General features: G+C 72.1%; 21 protein-coding genes. 10 read left to right on the top strand and 11 right to left on the bottom strand.

Features of this window, described 5'->3' with window-relative positions; genetic code table 11:
* Positions 1 to 3: 3 nt before the first annotated feature.
* The 3 genes from OG259_RS05545 to OG259_RS05535 all read right to left on the bottom strand — a co-directional run bounded on the left by OG259_RS05545 (position 4) and on the right by OG259_RS05535 (position 1,718).
* A complete protein-coding gene (locus OG259_RS05545) occupies positions 4 to 507 on the bottom strand; it encodes a hypothetical protein (RefSeq protein ID WP_328941163.1) in 504 nt (167 codons plus the stop codon).
* A 220-nt stretch (positions 508 to 727) separates the two neighbouring features.
* The gene (locus OG259_RS05540) at positions 728 to 1,141 is read right to left on the bottom strand and encodes a PaaI family thioesterase (protein WP_328941162.1); all 414 of its coding nucleotides are present in this window, start codon (positions 1,139 to 1,141) and stop codon (positions 728 to 730) included.
* 4 nt (positions 1,142 to 1,145) lie between these two features.
* On the bottom strand, positions 1,146 to 1,718 hold the full coding sequence (locus OG259_RS05535) for a sigma-70 family RNA polymerase sigma factor (protein ID WP_328941161.1): 573 nt from the start codon (positions 1,716 to 1,718) through the stop codon (positions 1,146 to 1,148).
* Positions 1,719 to 1,988: 270 nt separating this feature from the next.
* Here OG259_RS05535 and OG259_RS05530 point away from each other — a divergent pair, with 270 nt between their 5' ends.
* Positions 1,989 to 3,206: a CapA family protein gene (locus OG259_RS05530; protein WP_328941160.1), complete on the top strand. Its 1,218-nt coding sequence runs from the start codon at positions 1,989 to 1,991 to the stop codon at positions 3,204 to 3,206.
* A 24-nt stretch (positions 3,207 to 3,230) separates the two neighbouring features.
* Here the strand turns inward: OG259_RS05530 and OG259_RS05525 are convergent, their stop codons facing one another.
* Positions 3,231 to 3,692 carry a universal stress protein gene (locus OG259_RS05525; protein ID WP_328941159.1) on the bottom strand — a complete coding sequence of 154 codons (462 nt, stop codon included), beginning with the start codon at positions 3,690 to 3,692 and terminating at the stop codon, positions 3,231 to 3,233.
* A 105-nt stretch (positions 3,693 to 3,797) separates the two neighbouring features.
* Between OG259_RS05525 and OG259_RS05520 the strand changes: the two genes are divergently transcribed.
* Positions 3,798 to 4,664 carry a polysaccharide deacetylase family protein gene (locus OG259_RS05520; protein WP_328941158.1) on the top strand — a complete coding sequence of 289 codons (867 nt, stop codon included), beginning with the start codon at positions 3,798 to 3,800 and terminating at the stop codon, positions 4,662 to 4,664.
* Between the two features lie 58 nt (positions 4,665 to 4,722).
* Here OG259_RS05520 and OG259_RS05515 read toward each other — a convergent pair whose 3' ends face one another.
* Complete coding sequence (locus OG259_RS05515; RefSeq protein ID WP_328941157.1) at positions 4,723 to 5,382, bottom strand: class F sortase; 660 nt, start codon at positions 5,380 to 5,382, stop codon at positions 4,723 to 4,725.
* A 416-nt stretch (positions 5,383 to 5,798) separates the two neighbouring features.
* On the opposite strand from OG259_RS05515, the gene OG259_RS05510 reads away from it, so the two are divergent.
* Positions 5,799 to 6,317, top strand: coding sequence for a hypothetical protein (locus tag OG259_RS05510; RefSeq protein WP_266899587.1), 519 nt, complete (start codon positions 5,799 to 5,801; stop codon positions 6,315 to 6,317).
* Positions 6,318 to 6,437: 120 nt separating this feature from the next.
* Here OG259_RS05510 and OG259_RS05505 read toward each other — a convergent pair whose 3' ends face one another.
* The 3 genes from OG259_RS05505 to OG259_RS05495 all read right to left on the bottom strand — a co-directional run bounded on the left by OG259_RS05505 (position 6,438) and on the right by OG259_RS05495 (position 8,746).
* Positions 6,438 to 6,998 (bottom strand): hypothetical protein, encoded by a 561-nt coding sequence (locus OG259_RS05505; RefSeq protein WP_328941156.1) that lies wholly within the window; start codon positions 6,996 to 6,998, stop codon positions 6,438 to 6,440.
* A gap of 167 nt (positions 6,999 to 7,165) precedes the next feature.
* On the bottom strand, positions 7,166 to 7,930 hold the full coding sequence (locus tag OG259_RS05500) for a bestrophin-like domain (protein ID WP_328941155.1): 765 nt from the start codon (positions 7,928 to 7,930) through the stop codon (positions 7,166 to 7,168).
* A gap of 51 nt (positions 7,931 to 7,981) precedes the next feature.
* Positions 7,982 to 8,746, bottom strand: coding sequence for a hypothetical protein (locus tag OG259_RS05495; protein ID WP_328941154.1), 765 nt, complete (start codon positions 8,744 to 8,746; stop codon positions 7,982 to 7,984).
* 553 nt (positions 8,747 to 9,299) lie between these two features.
* On the opposite strand from OG259_RS05495, the gene OG259_RS05490 reads away from it, so the two are divergent.
* Together OG259_RS05490 and OG259_RS05485 are read left to right on the top strand one after the other, a co-directional pair.
* Complete coding sequence (locus OG259_RS05490) at positions 9,300 to 10,112, top strand: SAM-dependent methyltransferase (RefSeq protein WP_328941153.1); 813 nt, start codon at positions 9,300 to 9,302, stop codon at positions 10,110 to 10,112.
* Complete coding sequence (locus OG259_RS05485) at positions 10,109 to 12,274, top strand: putative bifunctional diguanylate cyclase/phosphodiesterase (protein ID WP_328941152.1); 2,166 nt, start codon at positions 10,109 to 10,111, stop codon at positions 12,272 to 12,274. Before OG259_RS05490 ends, OG259_RS05485 begins: the two co-directional genes overlap by 4 nt.
* Before the next feature lie 140 nt (positions 12,275 to 12,414).
* On the opposite strand, the gene OG259_RS05480 is transcribed toward OG259_RS05485, so the two are convergent.
* Positions 12,415 to 14,592 (bottom strand): hypothetical protein, encoded by a 2,178-nt coding sequence (locus OG259_RS05480; protein ID WP_328941151.1) that lies wholly within the window; start codon positions 14,590 to 14,592, stop codon positions 12,415 to 12,417.
* Positions 14,593 to 14,678: 86 nt separating this feature from the next.
* Positions 14,679 to 15,590 carry a LysR family transcriptional regulator gene (locus tag OG259_RS05475; protein ID WP_328941150.1) on the bottom strand — a complete coding sequence of 304 codons (912 nt, stop codon included), beginning with the start codon at positions 15,588 to 15,590 and terminating at the stop codon, positions 14,679 to 14,681.
* A 97-nt stretch (positions 15,591 to 15,687) separates the two neighbouring features.
* On the opposite strand from OG259_RS05475, the gene OG259_RS05470 reads away from it, so the two are divergent.
* From OG259_RS05470 to melC2, 5 genes are all read left to right on the top strand, one after another.
* Entirely contained in the window at positions 15,688 to 16,413 is a 726-nt protein-coding gene (locus OG259_RS05470) for a succinate dehydrogenase (RefSeq protein WP_443051918.1), read from the top strand.
* Position 16,414: 1 nt separating this feature from the next.
* Complete coding sequence (locus OG259_RS05465; protein WP_328941149.1) at positions 16,415 to 18,358, top strand: fumarate reductase/succinate dehydrogenase flavoprotein subunit; 1,944 nt, start codon at positions 16,415 to 16,417, stop codon at positions 18,356 to 18,358.
* The gene (locus tag OG259_RS05460; protein ID WP_328941148.1) at positions 18,355 to 19,101 is read left to right on the top strand and encodes a succinate dehydrogenase/fumarate reductase iron-sulfur subunit; all 747 of its coding nucleotides are present in this window, start codon (positions 18,355 to 18,357) and stop codon (positions 19,099 to 19,101) included. Before OG259_RS05465 ends, OG259_RS05460 begins: the two co-directional genes overlap by 4 nt.
* Before the next feature lie 314 nt (positions 19,102 to 19,415).
* Positions 19,416 to 19,808, top strand: coding sequence for an apotyrosinase chaperone MelC1 (gene melC1, locus OG259_RS05455; RefSeq protein ID WP_328941147.1), 393 nt, complete (start codon positions 19,416 to 19,418; stop codon positions 19,806 to 19,808).
* A gap of 23 nt (positions 19,809 to 19,831) precedes the next feature.
* Complete coding sequence (gene melC2 / locus OG259_RS05450) at positions 19,832 to 20,659, top strand: tyrosinase MelC2 (RefSeq protein ID WP_328941146.1); 828 nt, start codon at positions 19,832 to 19,834, stop codon at positions 20,657 to 20,659.
* 16 nt (positions 20,660 to 20,675) lie between these two features.
* Here melC2 and OG259_RS05445 read toward each other — a convergent pair whose 3' ends face one another.
* The gene (locus tag OG259_RS05445) at positions 20,676 to 23,036 is read right to left on the bottom strand and encodes an excinuclease ABC subunit UvrA (RefSeq protein ID WP_328941145.1); all 2,361 of its coding nucleotides are present in this window, start codon (positions 23,034 to 23,036) and stop codon (positions 20,676 to 20,678) included.
* Positions 23,037 to 23,056 lie beyond the last annotated feature (20 nt).

Raw genomic sequence — 23,056 nt, 5'->3', positions numbered from 1 at the left:
CGCTCAGCGCAGATGCAGCGAGAGATGGGCGAGCGGCAGCCCCAGCTTCCAGGCCGGCAGCCAGATCCGCTCCTCCTCGTCGACCGGGCAGCCGGGGTCGTCGCCCGTCCGGCCGTCGAGGTCGGCGGCGAGCACCCAGGTGTCCCGCAGGTGCCGCCAGGCGGTCTCCGCGAGCGCCAGGTCGGGGCTGTCGCCGCCGTCCGTGCGCCGCGCGGCGAGCCGTTCCTCGACCCAGGGCGGCCAGGGCCGGTCGTACGCCGTGTGGTGCAGCCAGTCGTCGATCCGCCCGGCGGGCCGGCCGCCCGCCGGTCCGTCCGGCTCCTCCGAGAGGTGGACGGTGAGGGCGAGCGCCTGGAGGCCCGCCCGGTACTCCAGTGAGCCGGGCGCCACGAGTGCGGCGGCCCGCAGCACCTCGTCGGCCAGGTATTCGGCGCACAGCCAGGCCATCGGGACGGCGAGTCCGCCGCCACTCGTGCCGCCGGCGCCGTTCGTGCTCTCGGGGCGCAACGCTCCCACCTTCTCCCGGACATCGGGGACCCGGACGTGTGGGACCCGGGGAGAGCTTCCTCCGTGGAGGGCGCCCACGTGTCCCGCTTTGCTCAACTCGCCCGTGTGGTTTCGGATACGTTTCCCGGCCGGATCGGTGCCGGTGGGATTCCTGATGACACGGGAGGCGTACGAGGCGGGGGAGGAGTCTCGGGCAGGGGCGACCGGCCGTCGCGGAGGCTCAGCCGAGGAGCGCGTACACCGCGGTCGCGTGGGCCGCGGTCTCCTCCGTGCCCTCGGCCGTCATGGTGATGTCGGCGAAGGCCATCCGCTTTCCCGTCTTGGTGAGCCGGGCCCGCACGAGGACGTCGGCGCCGACGACCGCCCGCTGGAAGCTGATCGACTGCTGGACGGTGGTCATCGGCACGAAGCCGCCTCGGGCCGCGGCGACCGCGATCACCGTCGCCGTGTCGGCGGCGGCCATCAGGGCCTGGCCGGAGAGGCCGCCGCCCTCTCGGGCGAGCCGGTCCGACCACGGGAGCCGGAGCAAGGCCTCGTGGCCGTCGACCGAGGCGACGGTGAGTCCCAGATCGAGCACCCAGGGCGCGAAGTTGTCGGAGAGGATCTTCTCGGCGGCGGCGAGTGTCAGCGTCACGGCGTCATTGTGGGGCCGCGACGCGGGACCGGGCAACGGCCGGTCGCCCGGCGGCCGTGCGGTGCGGCCGGTAGCCGGGCAGGGAGCGGCCCAGCTGCCGCAGCGCGTAGTGCGAGCGGGACTTGACCGTCCCGGCGGGGATGCCGAGTTCGACGGCGGCCTCGTTGACGGTCAGACCGTGGAAGTAGAGCCGGACGAGCACCGCGCGGTGCTCGGGGCTCAGCTCGCGGACGGCCGCCCGTACGTCGAGCGCGGCCTCGGCCGAGGCCGTGGCGTCGGCCGGGTCGGGCGTCACCGCGAGGACGCCGTCCCCGATCTCGGCGGGCCGGGCGAGGCGCGAGCGGCGGGCGTCGATGGCGAGCCGGCGGGCCACGGTGAAGAGCCAGGGGCGCATCGACTCGTAGGGGCCGCCGAAGGCCTCGGGGTGGAGCCAGGCGCGTACCAGGGTCTCCTGGGCGAGGTCCTCGGCCCGCTGGCGGTCCCCGTAGGTGAGCCCGAGCAGGAAGGAGAGGAGAGCGGGGCCGTGGTCCCGCTGCAGCTCCTCGAGGGTCCGTTCGTCGGTGGTCGCCGTTGTCATGCTCCCCGCCTCTCTGCGGCTCGTCGTCCGGGGCGTATCGGAACGCATCCGGACGGCGAGGGACAGGGAACGGACATCGGTCTGCGACGAACGGTCGCACCGAGCGGCGAATGGTACGGCGAGCGGTCACGGAGTGGTCGACCGGAGGCGCTGCGTCCGTTTCAGCGGGGTTCATGATGCTCTGCGGCCTTGACCCTTGACTGCGGCTTTCCCGCGAGATCAATTCGTGTGAACAGATGTTCATCCCACGAATCGGGCGGAGCGCCGTACATGACCTCACGCACCAGACCCGCGGGAGTGGCGGCGCTCGCCGCCGTCCTGCTCGCGGCGGCGACCGGCTGCACCGACGGGAGCGGCCCGAGCGGCGGAGCACCCACCCCCGAGGCCACGTCCGGTCGGCCGGGGTCCGCGCGGCCCGCCGCCCCGTCCGCCGCCCCCGGCGGCGCCTCCGCGCCCGCCGGTTTCACCCTCGTCGCCTCCGGAGACGTCCTCCCGCACGACTCGATCATCCGCCGCGCGGCCCAGGACTCGGGCGGCGACGGCTACGACTTCACGCCCATGTTCTCCGGGGTGAAGTCCGTCGTCTCCACGGCCGACCTGGCCATCTGCCACATGGAGACCGTGTACGGCAGGGACGGCGGGCCCTACACCGGCTATCCCGCCTTCAAGTCGCCGCCCGAGGTCGCCGCGGCGCTCAAGGCCACCGGCTACGACTCCTGTTCCACCGCCTCCAACCACACCCTCGACGACGGCGCCGAGGGCCTCGGCCGCACCCTCGACGCCCTGGACCGGGCCGGTGTCCGCCACGCCGGGTCGGCCCGTACAGCGGAGGAGGCCGCGAAGCCCACCCTGCTCACGGCGGGCGGCGCCACCGTGGCCCAGCTGGCCTACACGTACGACACCAACGGCTATCCGATGCCCGAGGGGCAGCCCTGGGCCGTGCGGACGCTCGACGAGCAGAAGGTGATCGCCGACGCCCGTGCCGCCCGCGCGGCGGGCGCCGACGTCGTGGTGGTCAGCGTCCACTGGGGCAGCGAGTGGCAGACGGAACCCGACGAGCGGCAGCTCACCCTCGGCCGGGCGCTCACCGCCTCGCAGAGCGGCGGCCGCCCCGACATCGACCTGATCCTCGGCACCCACGCCCACGTCCCGCAGGCGTACGAGAAGGTCAACGGCACCTGGATCGTCTACGGGATGGGGGACCAGATCGCCGGAGACATGATCAACCACGAGGGCGCCTACGACCCCCGCGGCAACCAGGGCAGCATCGGCCGCTTCACCTTCGGGCCGCCCCGCGCCCCCGGCGGACGCTGGGAGGTCACCAAGGCCGAGTTCGTTCCCCAGTGGTTCGACACCGTGCGCGGCAGGGTCGTCAACCTCGGCGCCGCCGACGGCTCCGACCCGCGCCACGCCGACATCCGCGACACGATCCGTCAGGTGGTGCTCAGCCGCGGCGCCGACCGGGACGGCCTGGTGATGGGCAAGTAGCCCGCCCCTCACCGGGAGGGCCGGTCACGGCACGACGGTGACCGGCCAGCGGCCCGCCTTCACGAGCCGGACCGCCACCGAGCCCACGAACCGGTGGCCGGCCGACTCGGAGGCGCCCACCACCACGGCGTCCGCCGTCAGCTCGTCAGCGGCCTGGACCAGACCCGCGTAGGCATCGCCCCGGAAGGTGTGGAACTCCCACCGGATCCGCCAGAGGTCCTTCACCCGCTCGGCCGACGCGCGGATCTCCTCGACCAGGTCCCGGGCGATCTCCTCGGTGGTCCCCGCCGTCGGCGCGCCCATGGCGGCGCCCGCGGTGATCAGCGGCTGTACGTACACGAGTGCCAGCAGCGCGTTCTGGCGCCGGGCGAGGCCTGCCGCGTACGCCGCCGCGCGCAGCGAGGAGTCGGAGCCGTCCACTCCCGCCATGATCACCTTCGGACCGTCGGTACCGCGTTCGAACCGACCGGGCTGCTGTTCGCTCACCCGTGGAGGCTATCGGCTCATCGGGTGCTTTCGGACAGGGGGCCGGTGTCGATGAGGTGCGCGGGCCCTCATCCGTATGAACCATTGGTCATGAAAAAGGATCAGATGCCCAACGGGCGCCGGGCGGTGCTGCGGCTCGCCGCCGCCCTCGGGGCCACCGCCACCGTCGGCGCCATCGCGGCGGACCGGTTCGCGCCGCCCGAAGGGGCCTCCGGAGCCGCCGCACCTCCGGCCCCGCCCGGGCGGCGAGGCGCCGGAGCGGGCCCGGCCGCCGGCCCGCAGGCCCAGGCCGCCCGGCTCCGGCCCAGCTCGTACCGGCTCCAGCCGATGACCGCGTACGCGCCCCCGGCCTTCCGGCACGCGGTCCCGCCGGTGCGGCAGCGGCCCTTCCTCAGCATGTCCGGGGTCGGCCGCTCGATGGTGCTGAGCTTCGACGACGGCCCGGACCCCCGCTACACCCCGGGCATCCTGGAGACCCTGCGCCGCTACGACTGCCGCGCCATGTTCTTCGTCTGCGGCGAGATGGCGGTCGAGAACCCGGACCTGCTGCGGGAGATGGCCGCCGACGGCCACGTCGTCGGCAACCACTCCTGGTCCCATCCGCTCATCCCGAAGCTGCGGCCCTCCCGGATCCGCGACGAGCTCGGATCCACCAGCGAGGTCGTCGAACAGACCCTCGGCACGGCCCCGCTCTGGTATCGCGCGCCCTACGGGGCCTGGAACCGGCACTCCTTCGAGATCGGGGCCGAACTCGGCATGGAGCCGCTCGCCTGGACCGTCGACACCCTCGACTGGAAGGAACCCGCCGCCGCCGGCACCATCGTCCGCCGGGTCCTCGACGGCGCCGCCCCCGGCGCCGTCGTCCTCTCCCACGACGCCGGAGGCAACCGCTCCCAGACGGTGACCGCGCTCCGCCGCTATCTGCCCGAACTCCTCGACGCCGGTTACCACATCACCGTGCCCCGGCGCTGAACGCGCCACGGCGAAGGGCCCCGGCACCTCAGGTGTCGGGGCCCTTCGCCGTACCCGCTTAGCGGGAGCCGACCATGCGCGCGTACACGACGACGTTCCCGTCGTACCCGCGCGCGCGCGTGTAGCCGCCGCCGCAGGTGATGACCCGCAGTTCGGGCTCACCGGTGTCGGCGTACACCTGCACGCCCGGGAAGTTGTCCTTCGAGTACACCTCGAGCCCGTAGATCTCGAAGACCGCGATCCGGCCGTCGTAGCGCTCGACCTCGATGTGCTGGCCCTTCTCCAGGGAGCCCAGGCCGTAGAAGACCGCGGGGCCCTGCGCGTTGTCGACATGGCCGACGACCACCGCGGTGCCGCGCTGGCCGGGGGAGATGCCGTTCTGGTACCAGCCGGCGAGGTTGGTGTCCTGGGGCGGCGGGGCCGCCACCCAGCCGTCCGGGTCCAGGCCCACGTCCATGATCGGGGCCGCGACCTGGATCGCCGGGATCTTGATCCGGGAGGCGGGGGCGAAGGGCAGCGGCTCCAGCCCCTCGGTCGCCGCGTCCGGCGGCGTGACGGGCCGCGCCACGGGACGGGCCGCCGCGGCGGGCTGCGGGGGCCCCAGCGCGACGTCCACTCCGTTGCGCATCAACGCGATCCCGGACAGCATGGCGAGGGCCAGGACGCCCCAGGGTTGGCGTCTCCTACGCTCGAAGACGCGGAAGTCCTTCGGGGGCATGGTTCTCCCTTCGTGGCGTCGTCAGAACGGTAAGTGCGACCTGACGGACCGTCGCGCCGGGCGGTGCGAACGGGTGGGGGCCGCCGCCGGACGGGTGTCGGAGCGCGGGTACGGGAGTGCGCCCCCGGCCCCCCGTCCCCGGGGGCAGCATGGAGCACGCCCCGGGAGCCGGGCTGCCGACAGGTGGGTGACATGGGGCTGACCCATCCGAGTAATCGTCAGATAAGCAGCCCAGTCGGCTCTGACCTGCGGTTCCACCTCCTTCAAGGGCCCGATTCCGGGCGTGTCGCCTCACCGGGGTGGACCAGTGCCGAAATGCACAGCTCGCCACGACTTGTGATGGTTCGTCATGGAAGGCGTACTCGTCGAAACTCCCGGAGCACCGCTTTGGGGCGTCTTCCACTGGAGGTTCAACCATGCGTGCTGCACGCACTCTGGCGGTGACCGCCACCGCGATCGCGGCGGTCGGCCTTGCGGCCCCCCTCGCCGCCGCCACCTACGGTCCGGGCAACGTGCTCAGCGGTGGCTCGAACAACACCCCGAGCAACGTCACCGTCAGCCCCTTCGAGGTCCACCCCGGGTCGACGCTCACCATCACCGCCAGGGGCTGCAACCGGGGTGGCACGGTCACGTCCAACGCCTTCCCGGACGCCACCCTCTCGGGCGGCAACGGCGTCTCCACCGCCGTCGCCCGCGTCTACAACAACGCCACTCCCGGCAACTACAACCTGGCCGTCAGGTGCAACGGCGGCTCCAACGTGGTCACGGAGCCGTTCCGGGTCCTCCCGGGCCGCGGGGCCCAGGGCGGCCTCGGCGGCTCGCTGGCCCCCAGCTCTACGGAGATGGCCGTCGGCGGCAGCCTGGTCGCCGCCGCCGCGCTCGGCGGCGGGCTCTTCATCGTCCGCCGTCGCCGTATGACCGGTGCGGGGGTCTGACCGGTCGAACCTCCCGGTCGGCCCACCCCGCCCGTCGCCCCCGGGTCCCTGCAGGGACCCGGGGGCGACGGGCGTCCGTGGACGCCGGGCACCCACACCGGACCGGGCCATGACGGCCGCTCAGTGGCGACGGGTCGCGCCGGAGCGGCGACGGACCACCACGTACACGCCGCCGATGGCCGCGGCGAGCACGAGCGCACCGCCGCCGGCCAGTTCGAGCGGCTCCAGGCCGCCCACCGAACCGCCCAGACCACCCTGAACCCCGCGCGGGGGAGTGAGGATGGTGGAGCTGATCGTCGGGGTGGCGGTCGGAACGCCGCTGATCGTCAGATCGACGGTGTCCGAGATCCCGCCGGTGCAGTTGAACGACACCGTGTACACGGCGCCTCGTCGGGCGTCCGCGTCCACGGTGGCGATGGCCGCCGAGCCCGGTGCGATGGTGACGGTGTCGAAGATGCCGGCCGAGGCCCTCGCCGTACTGGCGCAGCCGGGGGCGCTGAGCGTCACCCGGCCGCCCGGGGAGACGAGCGAGGGCGACACGACGAAATCGCCCGGTGCCTTGGCTCGCGCTACCCGCGGGTTCGGTGCGGGAGCGCCGTCCGCCGCGACGGCGGCGGGGGCGGCCAGGGCGAGGGCGGCCGCCCCCAGCAGGGCAGTGGTCGCGGCACGTATCGCGCGCATGGTGAATCCTCCGGGTCCCGAGGGGCAGCCGCGGAAGGGGGCTTCCGCGAAAGACCGTGCGTGCACCTCGATGTCCGAAACGCTAGGAGCGCACTACCACAGCCGCGATCCCAGACGTGCGAATGGGGCATGGATGTCCCCCGACCGGCCCACACGGGCGTGTCGCCTCAGGGTGTGAGCTGCGGGAACAGATCGGTGAACGGCGCGGCGGTGGCCGAGATGCCCCGGCCGAACGGCGCGTCGAAGTCCCAGATGAGGAACAGCAGGAACGCGATCAGCACACTGAAGAGTCCGGCGAGCAGCAGTTCGCGCCCGGTCCTGCGGATCTGCAGGGTGAAGATCAGGCCGACCGTCACCAGGGCGCCGATGATCAGGCCGAACCACACCACCCCCGGCATGGTCGCCCCCGCGTTCTGCCCCCGGGCCCCCCGGGCGTCGTCGGCCACGGCCACCTGGTCGACCAGCGGCTGGTACGCCTGCCCCTCGAAGTCGTCGGCCGGCTGGTAGTCGGTGACGCTGCGCCGCACCTTCTCCAGGAGCGCGGTGCCCTCCTCGCTCAGCTCGCCGTGCTCCGCCATGTACGTCCACTCGTCGTCGACCACGTAGGCCACGTAGGCGTCCACATCGGCGCGGATGCGCTCGCGGACCGCCTGCGGGTACACCTCGACGCGAGCCGAGATCTCGTGCATCGCCTGGGCCTCCTGCCGCACGGTCTCCTGGGCGGCCCCGCGGGCCTCCCAGACACCGGCGATGGCGAGACCGAGGACGATCGCGTAGATCACGCCGATCATCATCGTCATGTACTCGATGACGTCCGGGGTCTCGCTGGGATCGTCGTCCTCGGGGATCCGGCGGTTGTTGATGACGACGATCGTGAGCACGACGGCGCACGCGGCAGCCATCGCAAGGGTGAGAACAAGCCATTCAGACATGGATTCCTCTTGCGGGACTCGGAGAGACGAAGGGGCCGATGGGCCGGCGGGTCACTTGGACCGGGGGCGCAGGATCGCCGTCGCGAGCACCGCGGGCGCGGTGATCATGAGGGTCGCGGTGACCACGGATGTGCCGTTCTTCGGCTTGGTGTGCGTGGCGCGGCGGTAGTGGGGCAGTGCCACGGGGCCGGGCGCCGGGGGCCGTGGCCGCACGGTGGGCGGCGGCGTCGGGCTCGGGCTCGGCGGCGGGGGCGGCGGGGGCGGCGCGGGCGCGGGCTCCGGCGGCCTCGTGGTCGGAGGGGCGGGCGGCGGCGGCTCCGGGCGGGGTGCCGGCTCGGTGGCCGGTGGCTTCGGTGCCGGCCGGGGCGGGAGAGGGGTGGGCGGGGGCGGCTCCGGCTTCGGTGACGGCGAGGGCGTCGGGGAAGGGGAGGGGGACGGGGACGGCGGTTCGGGCGTCGGCGTCGGCGTCGGCGTGGGAGTGGGAGTGGGCGTGGGAGTAGGCGTGGGCTCGGGCGTGGGGGACGGGCACGGCGGGGGCGGCTCGGTGGGGCAGGGCTTCGGGTGGTGGTGATGGCCGTGCCCCTTTCCCTTGCCGTGGCCCTTCCCGTGCCCCTTGCCCTTGCCTGAGCTGCCGTCGCCGTCGCCGTCGCCGTCGATGTGGCCGTCGCCGGCGATCGCCACCGCGACGTGGGAACCGCCCGGGCCGGTCGAGGCGTAGGCGCAGGCGTCCGCGGCGGCGGGCACCGGGGTGGCGAGCAGCCACACCAGTCCGAGGGCCGCCAGCGGCCGCGCGAGAAGTGATCCGTACAGAGACACGCCGTCGAGCTTGATCACAGACGCGGCGCGCCGGGGCGGAATCGAGCGGGATTCGCCGGATGGAGCGGATCTCCGTGCGCGCCGGTTTGACGTTTCGCCACGATCGAAGGCGGCGGGGGCGACTCGACGGTCTCAATGCCCGCGTATCGCGGGGCAGATGGATTCCGGAAGGCGGCGGACCGGGTCCGTTCCGGCCTCGGATCGATAACTGTCCGGTTGTCGCCCTGTCGGACGGGAAGGTGAACGGGGCATCCTGCACCGGCGACCAGGCCCCTCCGGCGGTAACAGCCGAGGTACGGGCGGGACCTGGGCGTCCCTCGCGGGGAACCGCGCTCGGCCGAAGAGCCGACGCACACTCATATGCACGTGAATTTGCACAGCCTGAAGGCGTGAACTCTTCGTTCCGGGAGCACGTGCCAATGGCGTGTGACCAAGAACGGACCGCGAATTTCCGTTTCTACTCGCTCTCTCGGCGGGCGATCAGTAGCCTCACCTCGAACACCGGCCGCGAACACCTGGCCGCATCCCCCATGGCGACTTGTTGGAGACATTGATGGAGCGTCCCGCCTGGGCTCCGCCTGGTATCGACATTTCGGTGCCGAGCGTGTCCCGTATGTACGACTTCTATCTGGGCGGCTCGCACAATTTCGAAGTGGACCGGGAAGCGGCGCGCAAGGCCATGGAGTTCATGCCTGGCCTGCCCAAGGTCATGCAGGCGAACCGTGCCTTCATGCGGCGCGCCGTCCGCCACGCCGTTGACAACGACGTCACCCAGTTCCTGGACATCGGCTCCGGCATACCCACCTTCGGCAATGTGCACGAGGTCGCCCGGACCGCCGACCCCTCCGCGCGCGTGGTCTACGTCGACCACGACCCGGTCGCCGTGGCCCACAGCCGCGCCGTCCTGGAGGGCGACGAGGGAGCCGCGGTCCTCGCCGCCGACCTGCGCAAGCCGGCCGACATCCTGTACAGCCCCGAGGTGTCCCGACTCCTCGACCTGGAGCGGCCGGTGGCGCTGCTCCTCGTCGCCGTCCTGCACTTCCTGGAGGACGAGGACCGGCCGTACGAGGCCGTCACCGAACTGCTCGACGCCCTCGCGCCCGGCAGCCTCCTCGTCCTCACCCACGCCTCGTACGAGGGCATCCCGCTCTCCGAGGAACAGGCCGGCGGCACCGTCGGGGTCTACCGGAACATCCGCAGCCCCCTGGTGATGCGCTCCGGCGCCGAGATCACCCGCTTCTTCGAGGGCACCGAACTGATCGAGCCCGGCCTCGTCCCGATGCCCCTCTGGCGTCCGGACAGCCCGGCCGAGGAGGAGGATCCCTACGCCTTCTCCGGTTTCGCAGGGGTGGGGCGCAAGGCGTGAAGGTCCCGTCTCAGCCGTCCGGCAGCGTTGCCGAAGCCGACGGCCCGGAGGACAGACTCAGGCGGTTCGTCACCATCTGGAGCCGTGCGATCTTCCCGGTGACCGCCACCTCGCTGACCCGCGCCGAGTTCGAGGGTCATCTGCTGCCGCTGGCCCGCACCCTGTACGACGCGCTGCACGCCCGGCCCTTCGACACGGCCCCGGCGCACCGCACGGGCGGGGCCCTCGTCGCCGCCCACTGCACCGACCCGGACGCCCTCGGCCGCAGCCTCGGGGTCGTCGACTCCTACCTGGTGCTCTACTGCGGTACGGAGTCGGACCTGCCGGCCGAGGAGCTCCGGGCCCGCTGCGCCCGGCTCCAGCACGCCATGGCCACCGGCTACGCCCAGGCCCTGCGCGAGCGGACCCGCGCCGAGCAGGAGGCCATCGCACGCTCCGCGCTCTCCGCCCGCAGCGCCGCCGAGATCGCCCTGCACGCCACCGAGAGCCGCTTCCGGGCGGTCTTCGACGGGGCGGCGATCGGCATCGGCATCGCCGACCTCGACGGCAACGTCCTGGAGGTCAACGAGACCCTCACCCGCATGTTCGGCGGGATGGAGGGCCCGCTCCGCAGCCGGAACGTCAGCGAGTGGGTCCACCCGGAGGACGGCCCGCACGTCTGGAAGCTGTACGAGGAGCTCGTCCGCGGCGACCGCGAGCACTACCGGGTGGAGAAGCCCTACTACCGCGGTGACGGAACGGTTCTCTGGACCAATCTCACCGTCTCGCTCCTCCGCGACGCCGAGGGCAACCCCCAGTACCAGCTGGCCCTCATGGAGGACACCACCGAGCGGCGCCTGCTCCATCTGCGCCTGCGGTACGAGGCCACCCACGACGCCCTGACGGGACTGCCCAACCGCACCCTGTTCTTCGAGCGTCTGGAGAAGGCCCTCGCGCCCGGCGACAACGCCCGCTTCGGCCTCTGCTACCTGGACCTCGACGGCTTCAAGGTCATCAACGACAGCCTCGGCCACTCCACCGGAGACCGGCTGCTCGTCGAGGTCGCCGACCGGCTGCAGAGCTGTGTCACCGGGTCCGGCGAGATGGTGGCCCGGCTCGGCGGGGACGAGTTCGTCGCGCTCACCACCGGCGCGGGCGGTGAGCGCGACGTCACCGAACTCGCCGACCGCATCCTCGCGGCCCTCTCCACCCCCCTCCGCATCGACGGCCGCGAACTCACCGTCCGCGGCAGCCTCGGCGTGGTCGAGGGACCGGCCGGCGAGCGGACCCCGGCCGAGGTGCTGCGGAGCGCCGACATCACCATGTACCGGGCCAAGTCCGCGGGCGGCAACCGCTTCGAGCTGGCCGACGCGGAGGCCGACGCCCGCGCCATCACCCGGCACGGCCTCACCACGGCCCTGCCGACCGCCCTGGAACGCGGCGAGTTCTTCATCGAGTACCAGCCGCTCGTCCATCTCGTCGACGGCAGCGTCCACGGCGCCGAGGCGCTCGTACGGTGGTGCCACCCGCAGCACGGCGTCCTCGGCCCCGACCGCTTCATCCCGCTCGCCGAGGACACCGGGCTCATCGTGCCGCTCGGCCGCTGGGTGCTCCAGGAGGCCGTGCGCCAGGCCCGCTTCTGGCAGACCCGGCACTCCGATGGCGGCCCGCTGCGGATCAACGTCAATCTCTCCCCGACGCAGCTCCACCACCCGCGCCTGGTCGCCGACACCGTCGACGTCCTGGAACGGTCGGGGCTCGAACCGGGCGCGCTCTGCCTGGAGGTGACCGAATCGGCGCTCATCGGTGCCGACGAGGACCTGCTCAAGCCGCTGCGGCAGCTCGCCGAGATGGGCGTGGACATCGCGCTGGACGACTTCGGCACCGGCTACTCGAACCTGGCCAACCTGCGCCGACTGCCGGTGAGCGTCCTCAAGCTCGACCGCTCCTTCACCCGGGGCATGCAGCAGCACCCGGTGGACCCGGTCGACCTCAAGATCGTCGAGGGGATCGTCTCCCTGGCGCACAGTCTGGAACTCGCCGTCACCGTCGAGGGCGTGGAGACCGGAGCCCAGGCCCGCCAGCTCCGCGACCTCGGCTGCGACACGGCCCAGGGCTGGTACTACGCCCGCCCCGGCGCCCCCGACCGCATCCACTCGCTGCTCCTGGCGGACGCGGTCTGAGACCCGAACGTACGAAACCGGCCTCCCCGCGCGAAGCGGGGAGGCCGGGAAGAGTACGGGGGAGGAAAGCGGAGAGGCTAATTCATTGGAGTATGAGAAGGAAGCCTCTCCATGGCCTCGCCCCGGAACGACCGTAGCACTCAGGCGGGCAGCAGGTCGCGCAGATTTTCCGGGGTGATCACGGACGAACCGGGAGCGAGGCCGTCCGGCCGCTCCAGGCCGATGTACGTGACGGGGGCGTCCGGCACCGTCCGGCCGTCCCACAGGGTCGTCGAAGCGCCCGACTCCTCCATCAGAGCCACCAGATGACGAACCGTCAGGGGCGTCCGGGCGAACAGACCGCGCAACAGGACCGCGATCGACACCCGGTGCTCCTCGACCCGGTTCCCCGACGGCGCCCCCCGCAGATACAGATGCAGCCAGTGCGCGTGCCAGCGGCCCTCCTCGTCCCGCCGGAAGGCGAGCGGCAGCGCCACCCGGCCGGGGCCGCGCAGATCCGACTTCATCCGCACGGTACGCGGCTCGAACGGCCGGCCACCCTGCTCGCCCTCGCGCAGCATGAACCCGAAGAAGCCCTCCGCCACCTGGTCGAAGCCCTCACCCGAGAAGACGTGCACCTGCGGGACGATGAACGTGCCCCGCACCGCGCCGAGCCGCAGATCGATGAACTCCGATGCCCCGTCCGGCGCTTCGGTGATGTCACCCGAGTGCCGGCCCTCGACGTCGGTAAGCGCCGTGTACGACAGCCAGGTGATCGTCGCGTAGTTCTCGTCCAGGACGGCCGCCGACAGATCCAGGTCGGTCGTGTGCCGCGCCTCGCGCCAGTACGTGAAGAAGCGCAGCAGCTCCCCCTCGACCGGCGAGACCGAGCCGCGCGGCAGCACGCCGAGCCCCGCCGAGGCCGCCCGGCCGCTCAACGGCAGGGCCACGTCCAGCACGTCCGGGTCGATCAACAGGTGCCCCGGGGTAGGGAGTCGGTGCCGGGTCTCGGCATCGAGGACCGCGATGAGCCGCTCGCGGTCGATGTCCTCAAGGGCCGGACGCGTGTCGGCGGTGACCCAGGCCTTGCCCTCCCGGTTCACGAACACCCGGCGCTCCCCACCGCTCCCGCCCGCCCGGTTCTGCAGGTGCTCGCGCACGGACAGGACGACCCGGCCCGACACCTCCGGCGCGGCCCGCTCGACGGCCGCGAGGACCGCCTCCCGCTCCTTGCCGTCCGCCGCACCGCGAAGGAGCCGGTCCAGGGCACGGAACAGGCGGCCCGGAGCGTGGGACGCCAGCAGCTCCGCCGCGGCCGTGACATCACCCCGACCGAGCATCTCCTCCGTTCGGCTGTCGAACGACGGCACCTTCCGCTCGCCCCGGGCCACGGCGAACACCTCCGCCGCGTGCGGCCGGTGCGGGTGCTCGTGGGGGTGCAGCCGCTCCCCGAGCCGCTTCCACGCCTCGGCGTGCGCGGACACGTCCGCGAGCTTGGCCGGGGACGCGGCCACGACCGCGTCGAGCCCCGCGAGCAGGGCGCGGCGGTACGGGCGGGACAGCGCGCGGAAACGGGTCGGCTCGCGCAGGGTGACATCGCCCTCCGCGAGGGCGCAGGCCAGCCGCAGGACGTCGGTCACGGTGTCGAGCAGCGGAGCCGCGCCCACCCGCAGCCGGGCGTGGTTGACGACGGCGCGGTTCTCCCGGACCGTGATCGTCTCGGGCTGGGGGCCGTCCGCGCAGTGCTCGGCGAGCACGGCCAGATCGCGCAGATGCTCCTCGCCGAGCGGAGTGGTGCTGCCGGCGAGGGCCAGATAGACCCCGGTGACCTCGGCGTCCCCGTCCGCGCCCGGGTGGAGCACCGTCAGCCGGTCACCGGCCGCCGCGATCAGCTCGTCGTGGGCGGCGAGCATCTCCTCGTACGTGTGCCGGTAGCGGCCGTACGACGGGAGGGTCAGCAGGTCGAGGACGCCGGCCCGCAGCCGGTCGACCGTGTCGGCGCGGGCGTCGACGTCGTCGAGCGCCTCGGCCACGCACGCCATCCAGAAGTCGAGCGTGTCCGGCACGTTGGCCGGGAAGTCGACGAAGTAGACGTTGTGCCGCACATGGTCGCCGACGAGTTCGCGGACCGTGGCCAGGGTGCGTACCGCGGTCTCGACGACCGTCGGCTCGGCGAAGCCCGACAGGCGCTCGATCAGCTCGGCCGAGAGCTTGAACCCGGCGGTCATCAGGGCCGCGTCGAACCTGCGAACGGCGGCTGACCCGTCCCCGGCCGGACCGGTGGGGTGGGGGAGACGGTGGGTGTGCCGGACGACCAGGTGTTCGAGAGCGTGGACCATACGGGCATGTTCGCAGTCGCCCGACGTCGGTCGCACGCGGATTTACGGGGGCCCAGGAGGGGCAGGTCACTCGGGCGACGGCTGCCTCAGCCGACGTCCATCGCCCGTTCGGGGCCACCCCGGCGCGAGGCGAGCAGCATCCGCTGGAGTTCCCGCGCCGCCCGTGGAGGCGCCACATCGCTCCGGTGTGCCAGGGCGATCGTCCGGCGCAGGCCCGGCCGGGCGAGGGCGGTCACGCGGAGGTCCCGGCCGGCGCGGGCCGCCACCATCGCGGGGACGACCGCGAGCCCGAGCCCGGCCCGTACGAAACCGAGGACCGCGTCCAGCTCGCCGCCCTCGACCGTGAAGGTGGGCTCGAAGCCCTCCGCACGGCAGGCCGCCACGGTCAGTTCCCGCAGGTCGTAGCCGTGCCGGAACATCACGAGCGGCTGGTCCCGCAGGTCGGTGATGCGCACCGGACGGCGTGGCGCCGGGGCCGACGCCGAGGAGACCACCACCAGGTCCTCCCGGAGCAGCTCGACCGTGGTCAGGGCCGGTGACGGGGTCGGCAGCGGCAGGACGACCAGCGCCAGGTCGAGGGCCCCGCGTGCCAGCTCCCGTACGAGATCGTGCGAGCCGCCCTCCTCGATGAGGAGCTCGATGCCCGGGTGCAGGTCGTGGAAGGCCCGCAGGACGTCCGGCAGCAGCCCCGTGCACAGGCTCGGGGTCGCGCCGAGCCGCACCCGGCCCCGCTTCAGCTGGGCCAGCTCCTGCACCTCGATCCGGGCCGTCTCGGTGTCGGCGAGGATGCGTCGGGCGAGCGGCAGCAGGGCCTCGCCCGCGTCCGTGAGCGTGATGTTGCCCCGGGCGCGGCTGAACAGCTCGGCGCCCAACTCCTGTTCCAGGGCCTTGATCTGCTGGGAGAGCGAGGGCTGCGAGACATGGACGCGCTCTGCGGCCCGGGTGAAATGGCGGGTCTCGGCCACGGCGACGAAGTAGAGGAGCTGCTGGAACTGCATGAACACCAGAGTAGGCGACTTTCATAGGAGTGGCCTATCGATATCAGCCGGACCATGTCTTGGACCTCTCGGGGCCTTCGGCCCTAGCGTCATGGGCATGGCTCTGGCACCCACGAGGGACCGGACGACGGGCCGCCCGCCGTCCCCCACACCGTCACGCGGATTCCTGTCATCGACCCTCGGCAAGAAGACGGTCATGGCCGTCAGCGGGCTGCTCATGCTCGGCTATCTCGTCGCCCATGTCGCAGGCAACCTGAAGGTCTTCTTCGGCCCCGAGGAGTTCAACGCCTACGGCCACTGGCTGCGGGTCATGGGCGCCCCCGTCCTGCACCACGAGTGGGCCCTCTGGCTCGTCCGGATCGTGCTCCTCGCCGCCGTCGTGGCCCACGCCGTCTCCGCGTACCAGCTCAGCCGCCGTGACGTGAAGGCCCGCCCCACCGCGTACGTCCACCGCCGCAAGCGCTCCTCGTACGCCACCCGCACCATGCGCTGGGGCGGGATCATCCTCGCCCTCTTCATCGTCTGGCACGTCCTCGACCTGACCACCGGCACCGTCCACCCCGGCGGCTTCGAGGAGGGCAAGCCCTACCAGAACGTCGTCGACACCTTCTCCACCTGGTACGGCAACGTCGTCTACATCGTCGCCATGCTCGCCGTCGGCCTCCACGTCCGCCACGGCTTCTGGAGCGCCGCCCAGACCCTCGGCATCGGCAGCGCCCGCCGCGAGCGCCTCCTGCGAGGCCTCGCCACCGCCCTCGCGCTCGTCCTGACCGCGGGCTTCGTCTCCGTCCCCGTCGCCGTCATGACCGGAGTGGTGAGCTGACATGAGCTTCCTCGACTTCGCGACCGGAGAACCGGTCGTCGATCACAAGGCCCCCGCAGGACCTGTAGCCGAACGCTGGGACACCCGCCGCTTCCAGGCCAAGCTGGTCAACCCCGCCAACCGCCGCAAGCACCGCGTCATCGTCGTCGGCACCGGTCTCGCCGGCGGCTCGGCCGGCGCCACCCTCGCCGAACAGGGCTACCACGTCGTCCAGTTCTGCTTCCAGGACTCCCCGCGCCGCGCCCACTCCATCGCCGCCCAGGGCGGCATCAACGCCGCCAAGAACTACCGCAACGACGGCGACTCCATCCACCGCCTCTTCTACGACACCGTCAAGGGCGGCGACTTCCGGGCCCGCGAGTCCAACGTCCACCGCCTCGCCCAGATCTCCGTCGAGATCATCGACCAGTGCGTCGCCCAGGGCGTCCCCTTCGCCCGCGAGTACGGCGGACTCCTCGACACCCGCTCCTTCGGCGGCGTCCAGGTCTCCCGCACCTTCTACGCCCGCGGCCAGACCGGCCAGCAGCTCCTCCTCGGCGCCTACCAGGCCCTGTCCCGGCAGATCGCCGCCGGAAACGTCGAGATGCACGCCCGTACGGAGATGCTCGACCTGGTCGTCGTCGACGGGCGGGCCCGGGGCATCGTCGCCCGTGACCTGATCACCGGCGAGATCTCCACCCACTACGCGGACGCGGTCGTCCTCGCGAGCGGCGGTTACGGCAACGTCTTCTACCTGTCGACGAACGCCATGAACTCCAACGCCACCGCCGTCTGGCGGGCCCACCGGCGCGGCGCGTACTTCGCCAACCCCTGCTTCACCCAGATCCACCCCACCTGCATCCCGCGCACCGGCGACCACCAGTCCAAGCTGACGCTGATGAGCGAGTCGCTGCGCAACGACGGCCGCATCTGGGTTCCCAAGGCCAAGGGCGACACCCGCCCCGCCGCCGACATCCCCGAGGACGAGCGCGACTACTACCTGGAGCGCATCTACCCCTCCTTCGGCAACCTCGTCCCCCGTGACATCGCCTCTCGCGCCGCCAAGAACGTCTGTGACGAGGGCCGCGGCGTCGGGCCCGGCGGCCAGGGGGTCTACCTCGACTTCGCCGACGCGATCCGCCGCATGGGCCGGGCGGCCGTCGAGGAGAAGTACGGCAATCTCTTCGACATGTACGCGCGGATCACCGCGGAGAACCCGTACGAGGTCCCCATGCGGATCTACCCCGCCGTCCACTACACGATGGGCGGACTCTGGGTCGACTACGACCTGCAGACCACCGTCCCCGGCCTCTTCGCCATCGGCGAGGCCAACTTCTCCGACCACGGAGCCAACCGGCTCGGCGCCTCCGCCCTCATGCAGGGCCTCGCCGACGGCTACTTCGTGCTCCCGGCCACCATCAACGACTACCTCGCCCGGCACCCCCACGCGGAGCCCGTCACCGACGACCACCCGGCCGTGCGGGAGGTGCTCGCCGAGACCGAGGACCGGCTGAACCTCCTCCTCGCGGTCGACGGCGACCGCACCCCCGACTCCTTCCACCGCGAACTCGGCGAACTGATGTGGGAGTACTGCGGGATGGCCCGCACGGAAGCGGGCCTGCGGACCGCACTGGCCCGCATCCCGGAGATCCGCGAGGAGTTCTGGAGCCGGATCAAGGTCCCCGGAACGGGCCGGGAGTTCAACCAGTCCCTGGAGAAGGCCAACCGCATCGTCGACTACCTGGAACTCGCCGAGCTCATGTGCCTCGACGCGCTGAACCGGGCCGAGTCCTGTGGCGGTCACTTCCGCGAGGAGTCCCAGACGCCGGACGGCGAGGCGGCCCGACGCGACGAGGAGTTCTCCTACGCCGCGGCCTGGGAGTTCAACGAGGGCGCCGCCCCCGTCCTGCACAAGGAAGACCTCGTCTTCGAGTACGTCCACCCCACCCAGCGGAGCTACGCATGAAGCTCACCCTGCGCGTCTGGCGCCAGAAGAACGCCGACGCCGCCGGCGCCATGTCCACGTACGACGTCGACGGCATCTCCGCCGACATGTCCTTCCTGGAGATGCTCGACACCCTCAACGAGGCCCTCATCCTGCGGGGCGAGGACCCCGTCGCCTTCGACCACGACTGCCGCGAGGGCATCTGCGGCGCGTGCAGCCTCGTCATCAACGGTGACGCCCACGGGCCGGAGCGGACCACGACCTGCCAGCTCCACATGAGGTCCTTCGACGACGGCGACACCATCGACATCGAGCCGTGGCGCGCCTCCGCCTTCCCGGTCGTCAAGGACCTGGTCGTCGACCGCTCCGCCTTCGACCGCATCATCCAGGCCGGAGGCTACGTCAGCGCCCCGACGGGCTCGGCCCCCGAGGCCCATGCCACGCCGGTCCCGAAGGCCGACGCCGACCTCGCGTTCGAGCATGCCGAATGCATCGGCTGCGGAGCGTGTGTGGCGGCCTGCCCGAACGGCTCGGCGATGCTCTTCACCTCGGCCAAGGTCAACCACCTCAACGTCCTGCCCCAGGGCGCCCCCGAGCGCGAGACACGCGTCCTGGACATGGTGGGCCAGATGGACGCGGAGGGCTTCGGCGGCTGCACTCTTACGGGCGAGTGCGCGACGGCCTGCCCGAAGGGGATCCCGTTGCCGTCGATCGCGGCGATGAACAGGGAGTGGTTGCGGGCGCAGCGAAAGGTGAAGGGGTAGGGAGGCGGGGGTTCGGGGCGGAGTCCGGATCAGGACAGTCTTGGGGCGTGGGCTCCGCCACACGGCGCACCCCGAGTCGAAAGATCATTCACGAAACGATCACTTTCTCCGTAAGATCTTCGCCTCGGGGCCCTGTCGGTCATGCGGACAGCAAGATCAACTCCGTTCAAGTCTGTACATTTCATGGCACGTTGTCCACTTCGCGGCCAACCGACTTCCGGCGATTTCCGCCCCACCCTCACCCCCGGGTACTGATGAGGACTGCCGGGGGCATATGACCAAACCCCCGGTCGCACAGACCATTTGGGGGTTTCATGTCCAGCATCACCCGCCGCCGGGTTCTCGGCGTCGCCGCGGGGGCCGCAGGGGCCGCCGCGGGCCTCGCCCTGGCCGGCTCCGCCGTCGCCGACGCTCCCCGGGCCGCCGCTCCCGCGGCCGGCCCGGCCCCGGCGTCCTTCGACGAGGTCTACCAGGGCCGCCGCATCAAGGGCGGGCCCGCGCACGGCGGAGGCCACCACGGGGGGCACCACGGAGGCGGCTACTCCGTGACGATCGACGGCGAGGAACTGCACGTCATGCAGAACGCCGACGGCACCTGGATCAGCGTGATCAACCACTACGAGCCCGTCGCCACGCCCAAGTCGCTGGCCCGCGCGGCCGTCCGTGAACTCCAGGGCGCCCCGCTCGTACCCCTCACCCTCGGCTGATCGATCCAGGAACGGCACCCACCATGACCGTACGCAAGAACCAGGCCTCCCTCACCGCCGACGAGAAGCGGCGCTTCGTCAGCGCCCTCCTGGAGCTCAAGCGCTCCGGGCGGTACGACACCTTCGTCACCACGCACAACGCCTTCATCATGAGCGACACCGACAACGGCGACCGCGTCGGCCACCGCTCGCCGTCGTTCCTGCCCTGGCACCGTCGCTTCCTCATAGAGTTCGAGCAGGCGCTGCAGTCCGTCGACCCGACGGTCAACCTCCCCTACTGGGACTGGACGGCCGACCGCACCTCCCGCTCCTCGCTCTGGGCGCCCGACTTCCTCGGCGGCACCGGGCGCGCCCGCGACGGCCAGGTCACCGACGGCGCGTTCGCCCGCAGCGGCAACCGCTGGACGATCAACGTCCGCGTCGACGGCCGCGACTACCTCCGGCGCGACCTCGGCGCGGGCGGCCGCCAGCTCCCCACCCGCGCCGAGGTGGACTCCGTCCTGGCCATGGAGACCTACGACACGGCCCCGTGGAACAGCTCGTCGGACGGCTTCCGCAACCACCTCGAAGGGTGGCGCGGTGTGAACCTCCACAACCGCGTCCACGTCTGGGTCGGCGGTCAGATGGGCACCGGAGTCTCCCCGAACGATCCCGTGTTCTGGCTGCACCACGCCTTCATCGACAAGCTGTGGGCCGACTGGCAGGCCCGCCACCCCCGGTCCCCGTACCTGCCGGCCGCGGGCACCGCGAACGTCGTCGACCTCGGCGACACCATGCGCCCGTGGAACGACGTGACCCCGGCGGACATGCTGGACCACACCCGCCACTACACGTTCGACACGGCGGCCTGACCCCGCCGGACGGACCTCAGTTCCGTCCGGCGGGACCCAGGGCGCGGAGCAGATACGGCGCGGTGCGGCTCTCCGCCGCCCGCGCCACCCGCTCCGGGGTGCCCGTGGCCACGATCCGGCCGCCCTCCTCGCCGCCGCCCGGCCCGAGGTCGAGCACCCAGTCCGCGGTGGCGACCACGTCCATGTCGTGTTCGACGACGACCACCGAATGCCCGGCGTCGACCAGCCCGTGCAACTGGCTCATCAACACCTCGACATCGGCCGGGTGGAGGCCGGTCGTCGGCTCGTCCAGAACATAGAGGGTGTGGCCACGGCGCAGCCGCTGGAGCTCGGAGGCGAGTTTGATGCGCTGCGCCTCGCCGCCGGAGAGCTCCGTCGCGGGCTGACCGAGCCGCAGGTAGCCGAGGCCCACATCGAGCAGGGTGCGCAGACTGCGCGCGGCGGCCGGGGTGTCGGCGAAGAACCCGGCCGCGGCCTCGACCGTGAGGTCGAGCACCTCGGCGATGGTGAGCCCCCTCAGCCGGACCTCCAGGGTCTCCGGGTTGTACCGGGCCCCGTGGCAGTCGGGGCAGGGCGCGTACGTACTGGGCAGGAAGAGGAGCTCCACGGAGACGAAGCCCTCGCCCTGGCAGGTCTCGCAGCGCCCGCCCGGCACGTTGAAGGAGAAGCGGCCGGCCTTGTAGCCGCGCGCCCCGGCCTCCTCCGTCTCGGTGAAGAGCTTCCGTACGACGTCGAAGAGGCCGGTGTACGTGGCCAGGTTGGAGCGGGGCGTGCGGCCGATGGGCCGCTGGTCCACCGTCACGAGCCGTCCCACTCCGGAGAGTTCCTCGGTCAGCGCGCCGACGAGCGTCGACTTCCCGGAACCCGACACACCCGTGACGGCCGTGAGGACCCCGACCGGGAAGGCCGCGTCCACCGCGCGCAGGTTGTGCCGGGTGACCGGACCCGTACGCAGCCAGCCGGCCGGGGCCCGTACCTTCCGCTCGGGCACCGGCTTCCGGTCGAAGAGGAACCGCCGGGTGGCGGACGCCTCGACGTCCGCCAGTCCGCGCGGTGGTCCGCTGTGCAGCACCCGCCCGCCGTGCACCCCGGCGAGGGGGCCGACGTCCACGAGCCAGTCGGCGTGCCGGACCACGTCGAGGTGGTGCTCGACGACGAAGACGGAGTTCCCGGCGGCCTTGAGCCGGTCGAGGACCACGAGCAGGGCCTCGGTGTCGGCCGGGTGCAGACCCGCGGAGGGCTCGTCCAGGACGTACACCACACCGAAGAGCCCCGACCGCAGCTGGGTGGCGAGCCGCAGCCGCTGGAGCTCGCCGTTGGACAGGGTGGGGGTGGCGCGGTCCAGGCCGAGGTAGCCCAGACCCAGTTCGGTCACGGTCGCGATCCGGGCGACGAGGTCCTCGGTGAGGACGCGCGCGGTCTCCCCGCCCTCGGACGTCGTGGTGGCGAGCAGCCCGGACAGCTCCGTCAGCGGCAGCGACGCGAGCTCGGCGATGGTCCGGCCCGCGAAGGTCACCGCGAGTGCCTCCGGCCGCAGTCGCGCGCCGCCGCACACCGGGCAGGGAGCGCTGGTGAGGAACCGCTCGGCCTTGGCGCGCAGCGTCGGGCTCTTCGAGTCCGAGAAGGTGCGCAGGACATGACGCCGGGCACTCATGTAGGTGCCCTGGTAGGGGCGTTGGATGCGATCGGCATCCCGTACCGGATGGACGGTGACGACCGGCTGCTCGTCCGTGAAGAGGATCCACGCCCGGTCCTTCGCGTCCAGCTCGCGCCAGGGCCGGTCGACGTCGTACCCGAGGGCGTCGAGGACGTCACGCAGGTTCTTCCCCTGCCAGGCGCCGGGCCAGGCGGCGATGGCACCTTGACGGATCGACAGTTCAGGGTTCGGTACGAGGAGTTCCTCGCCGGTCTCGTGGACCCGCCCGAGCCCGTGGCACGAAGGGCAGGCGCCCGCAGCGGTGTTGGGGGAGAAGGCGTCGGAGTCGAGCCGCTCGGCGCCCACCGGATAGCGGCCGGCCCGCGAGAACAGCATCCGGAGGGAGTTGGAGAGGGTGGTGACCGTGCCGACGGAGGAGCGGGCGTTCGGCGAGGACCTGCGCTGCTCCAGGGAGACGGCCGGCGGTAGCCCCGTGATCTCACCGACCGCGGGCGCCCCCACCTGGTGGATCAGCCGCCGCGCGTACGGCGCGACCGACTCGAGGTAGCGCCGCTGGGCCTCCGCGTAGATCGTGCCGAAGGCCAGCGACGACTTGCCGGACCCGGAGACCCCGGTGAAGACGACGAGCGCGTCGCGGGGGATGTCGACGTCCACCCCGGCGAGGTTGTGCTCACGGGCACCGCGGACGCGGACGTACGGATCATGCGGACTGTCGTGCATAGGGGGATGGTATCTATTGG

Origin of the sequence: Streptomyces sp. NBC_00250 (assembly GCF_036192275.1) — a bacterium.
GTDB lineage: Bacteria > Actinomycetota > Actinomycetes > Streptomycetales > Streptomycetaceae > Streptomyces.
Note: the sequence above shows the minus strand (reverse complement) of the source record. Positions and strands in the feature narration are given on the sequence as shown.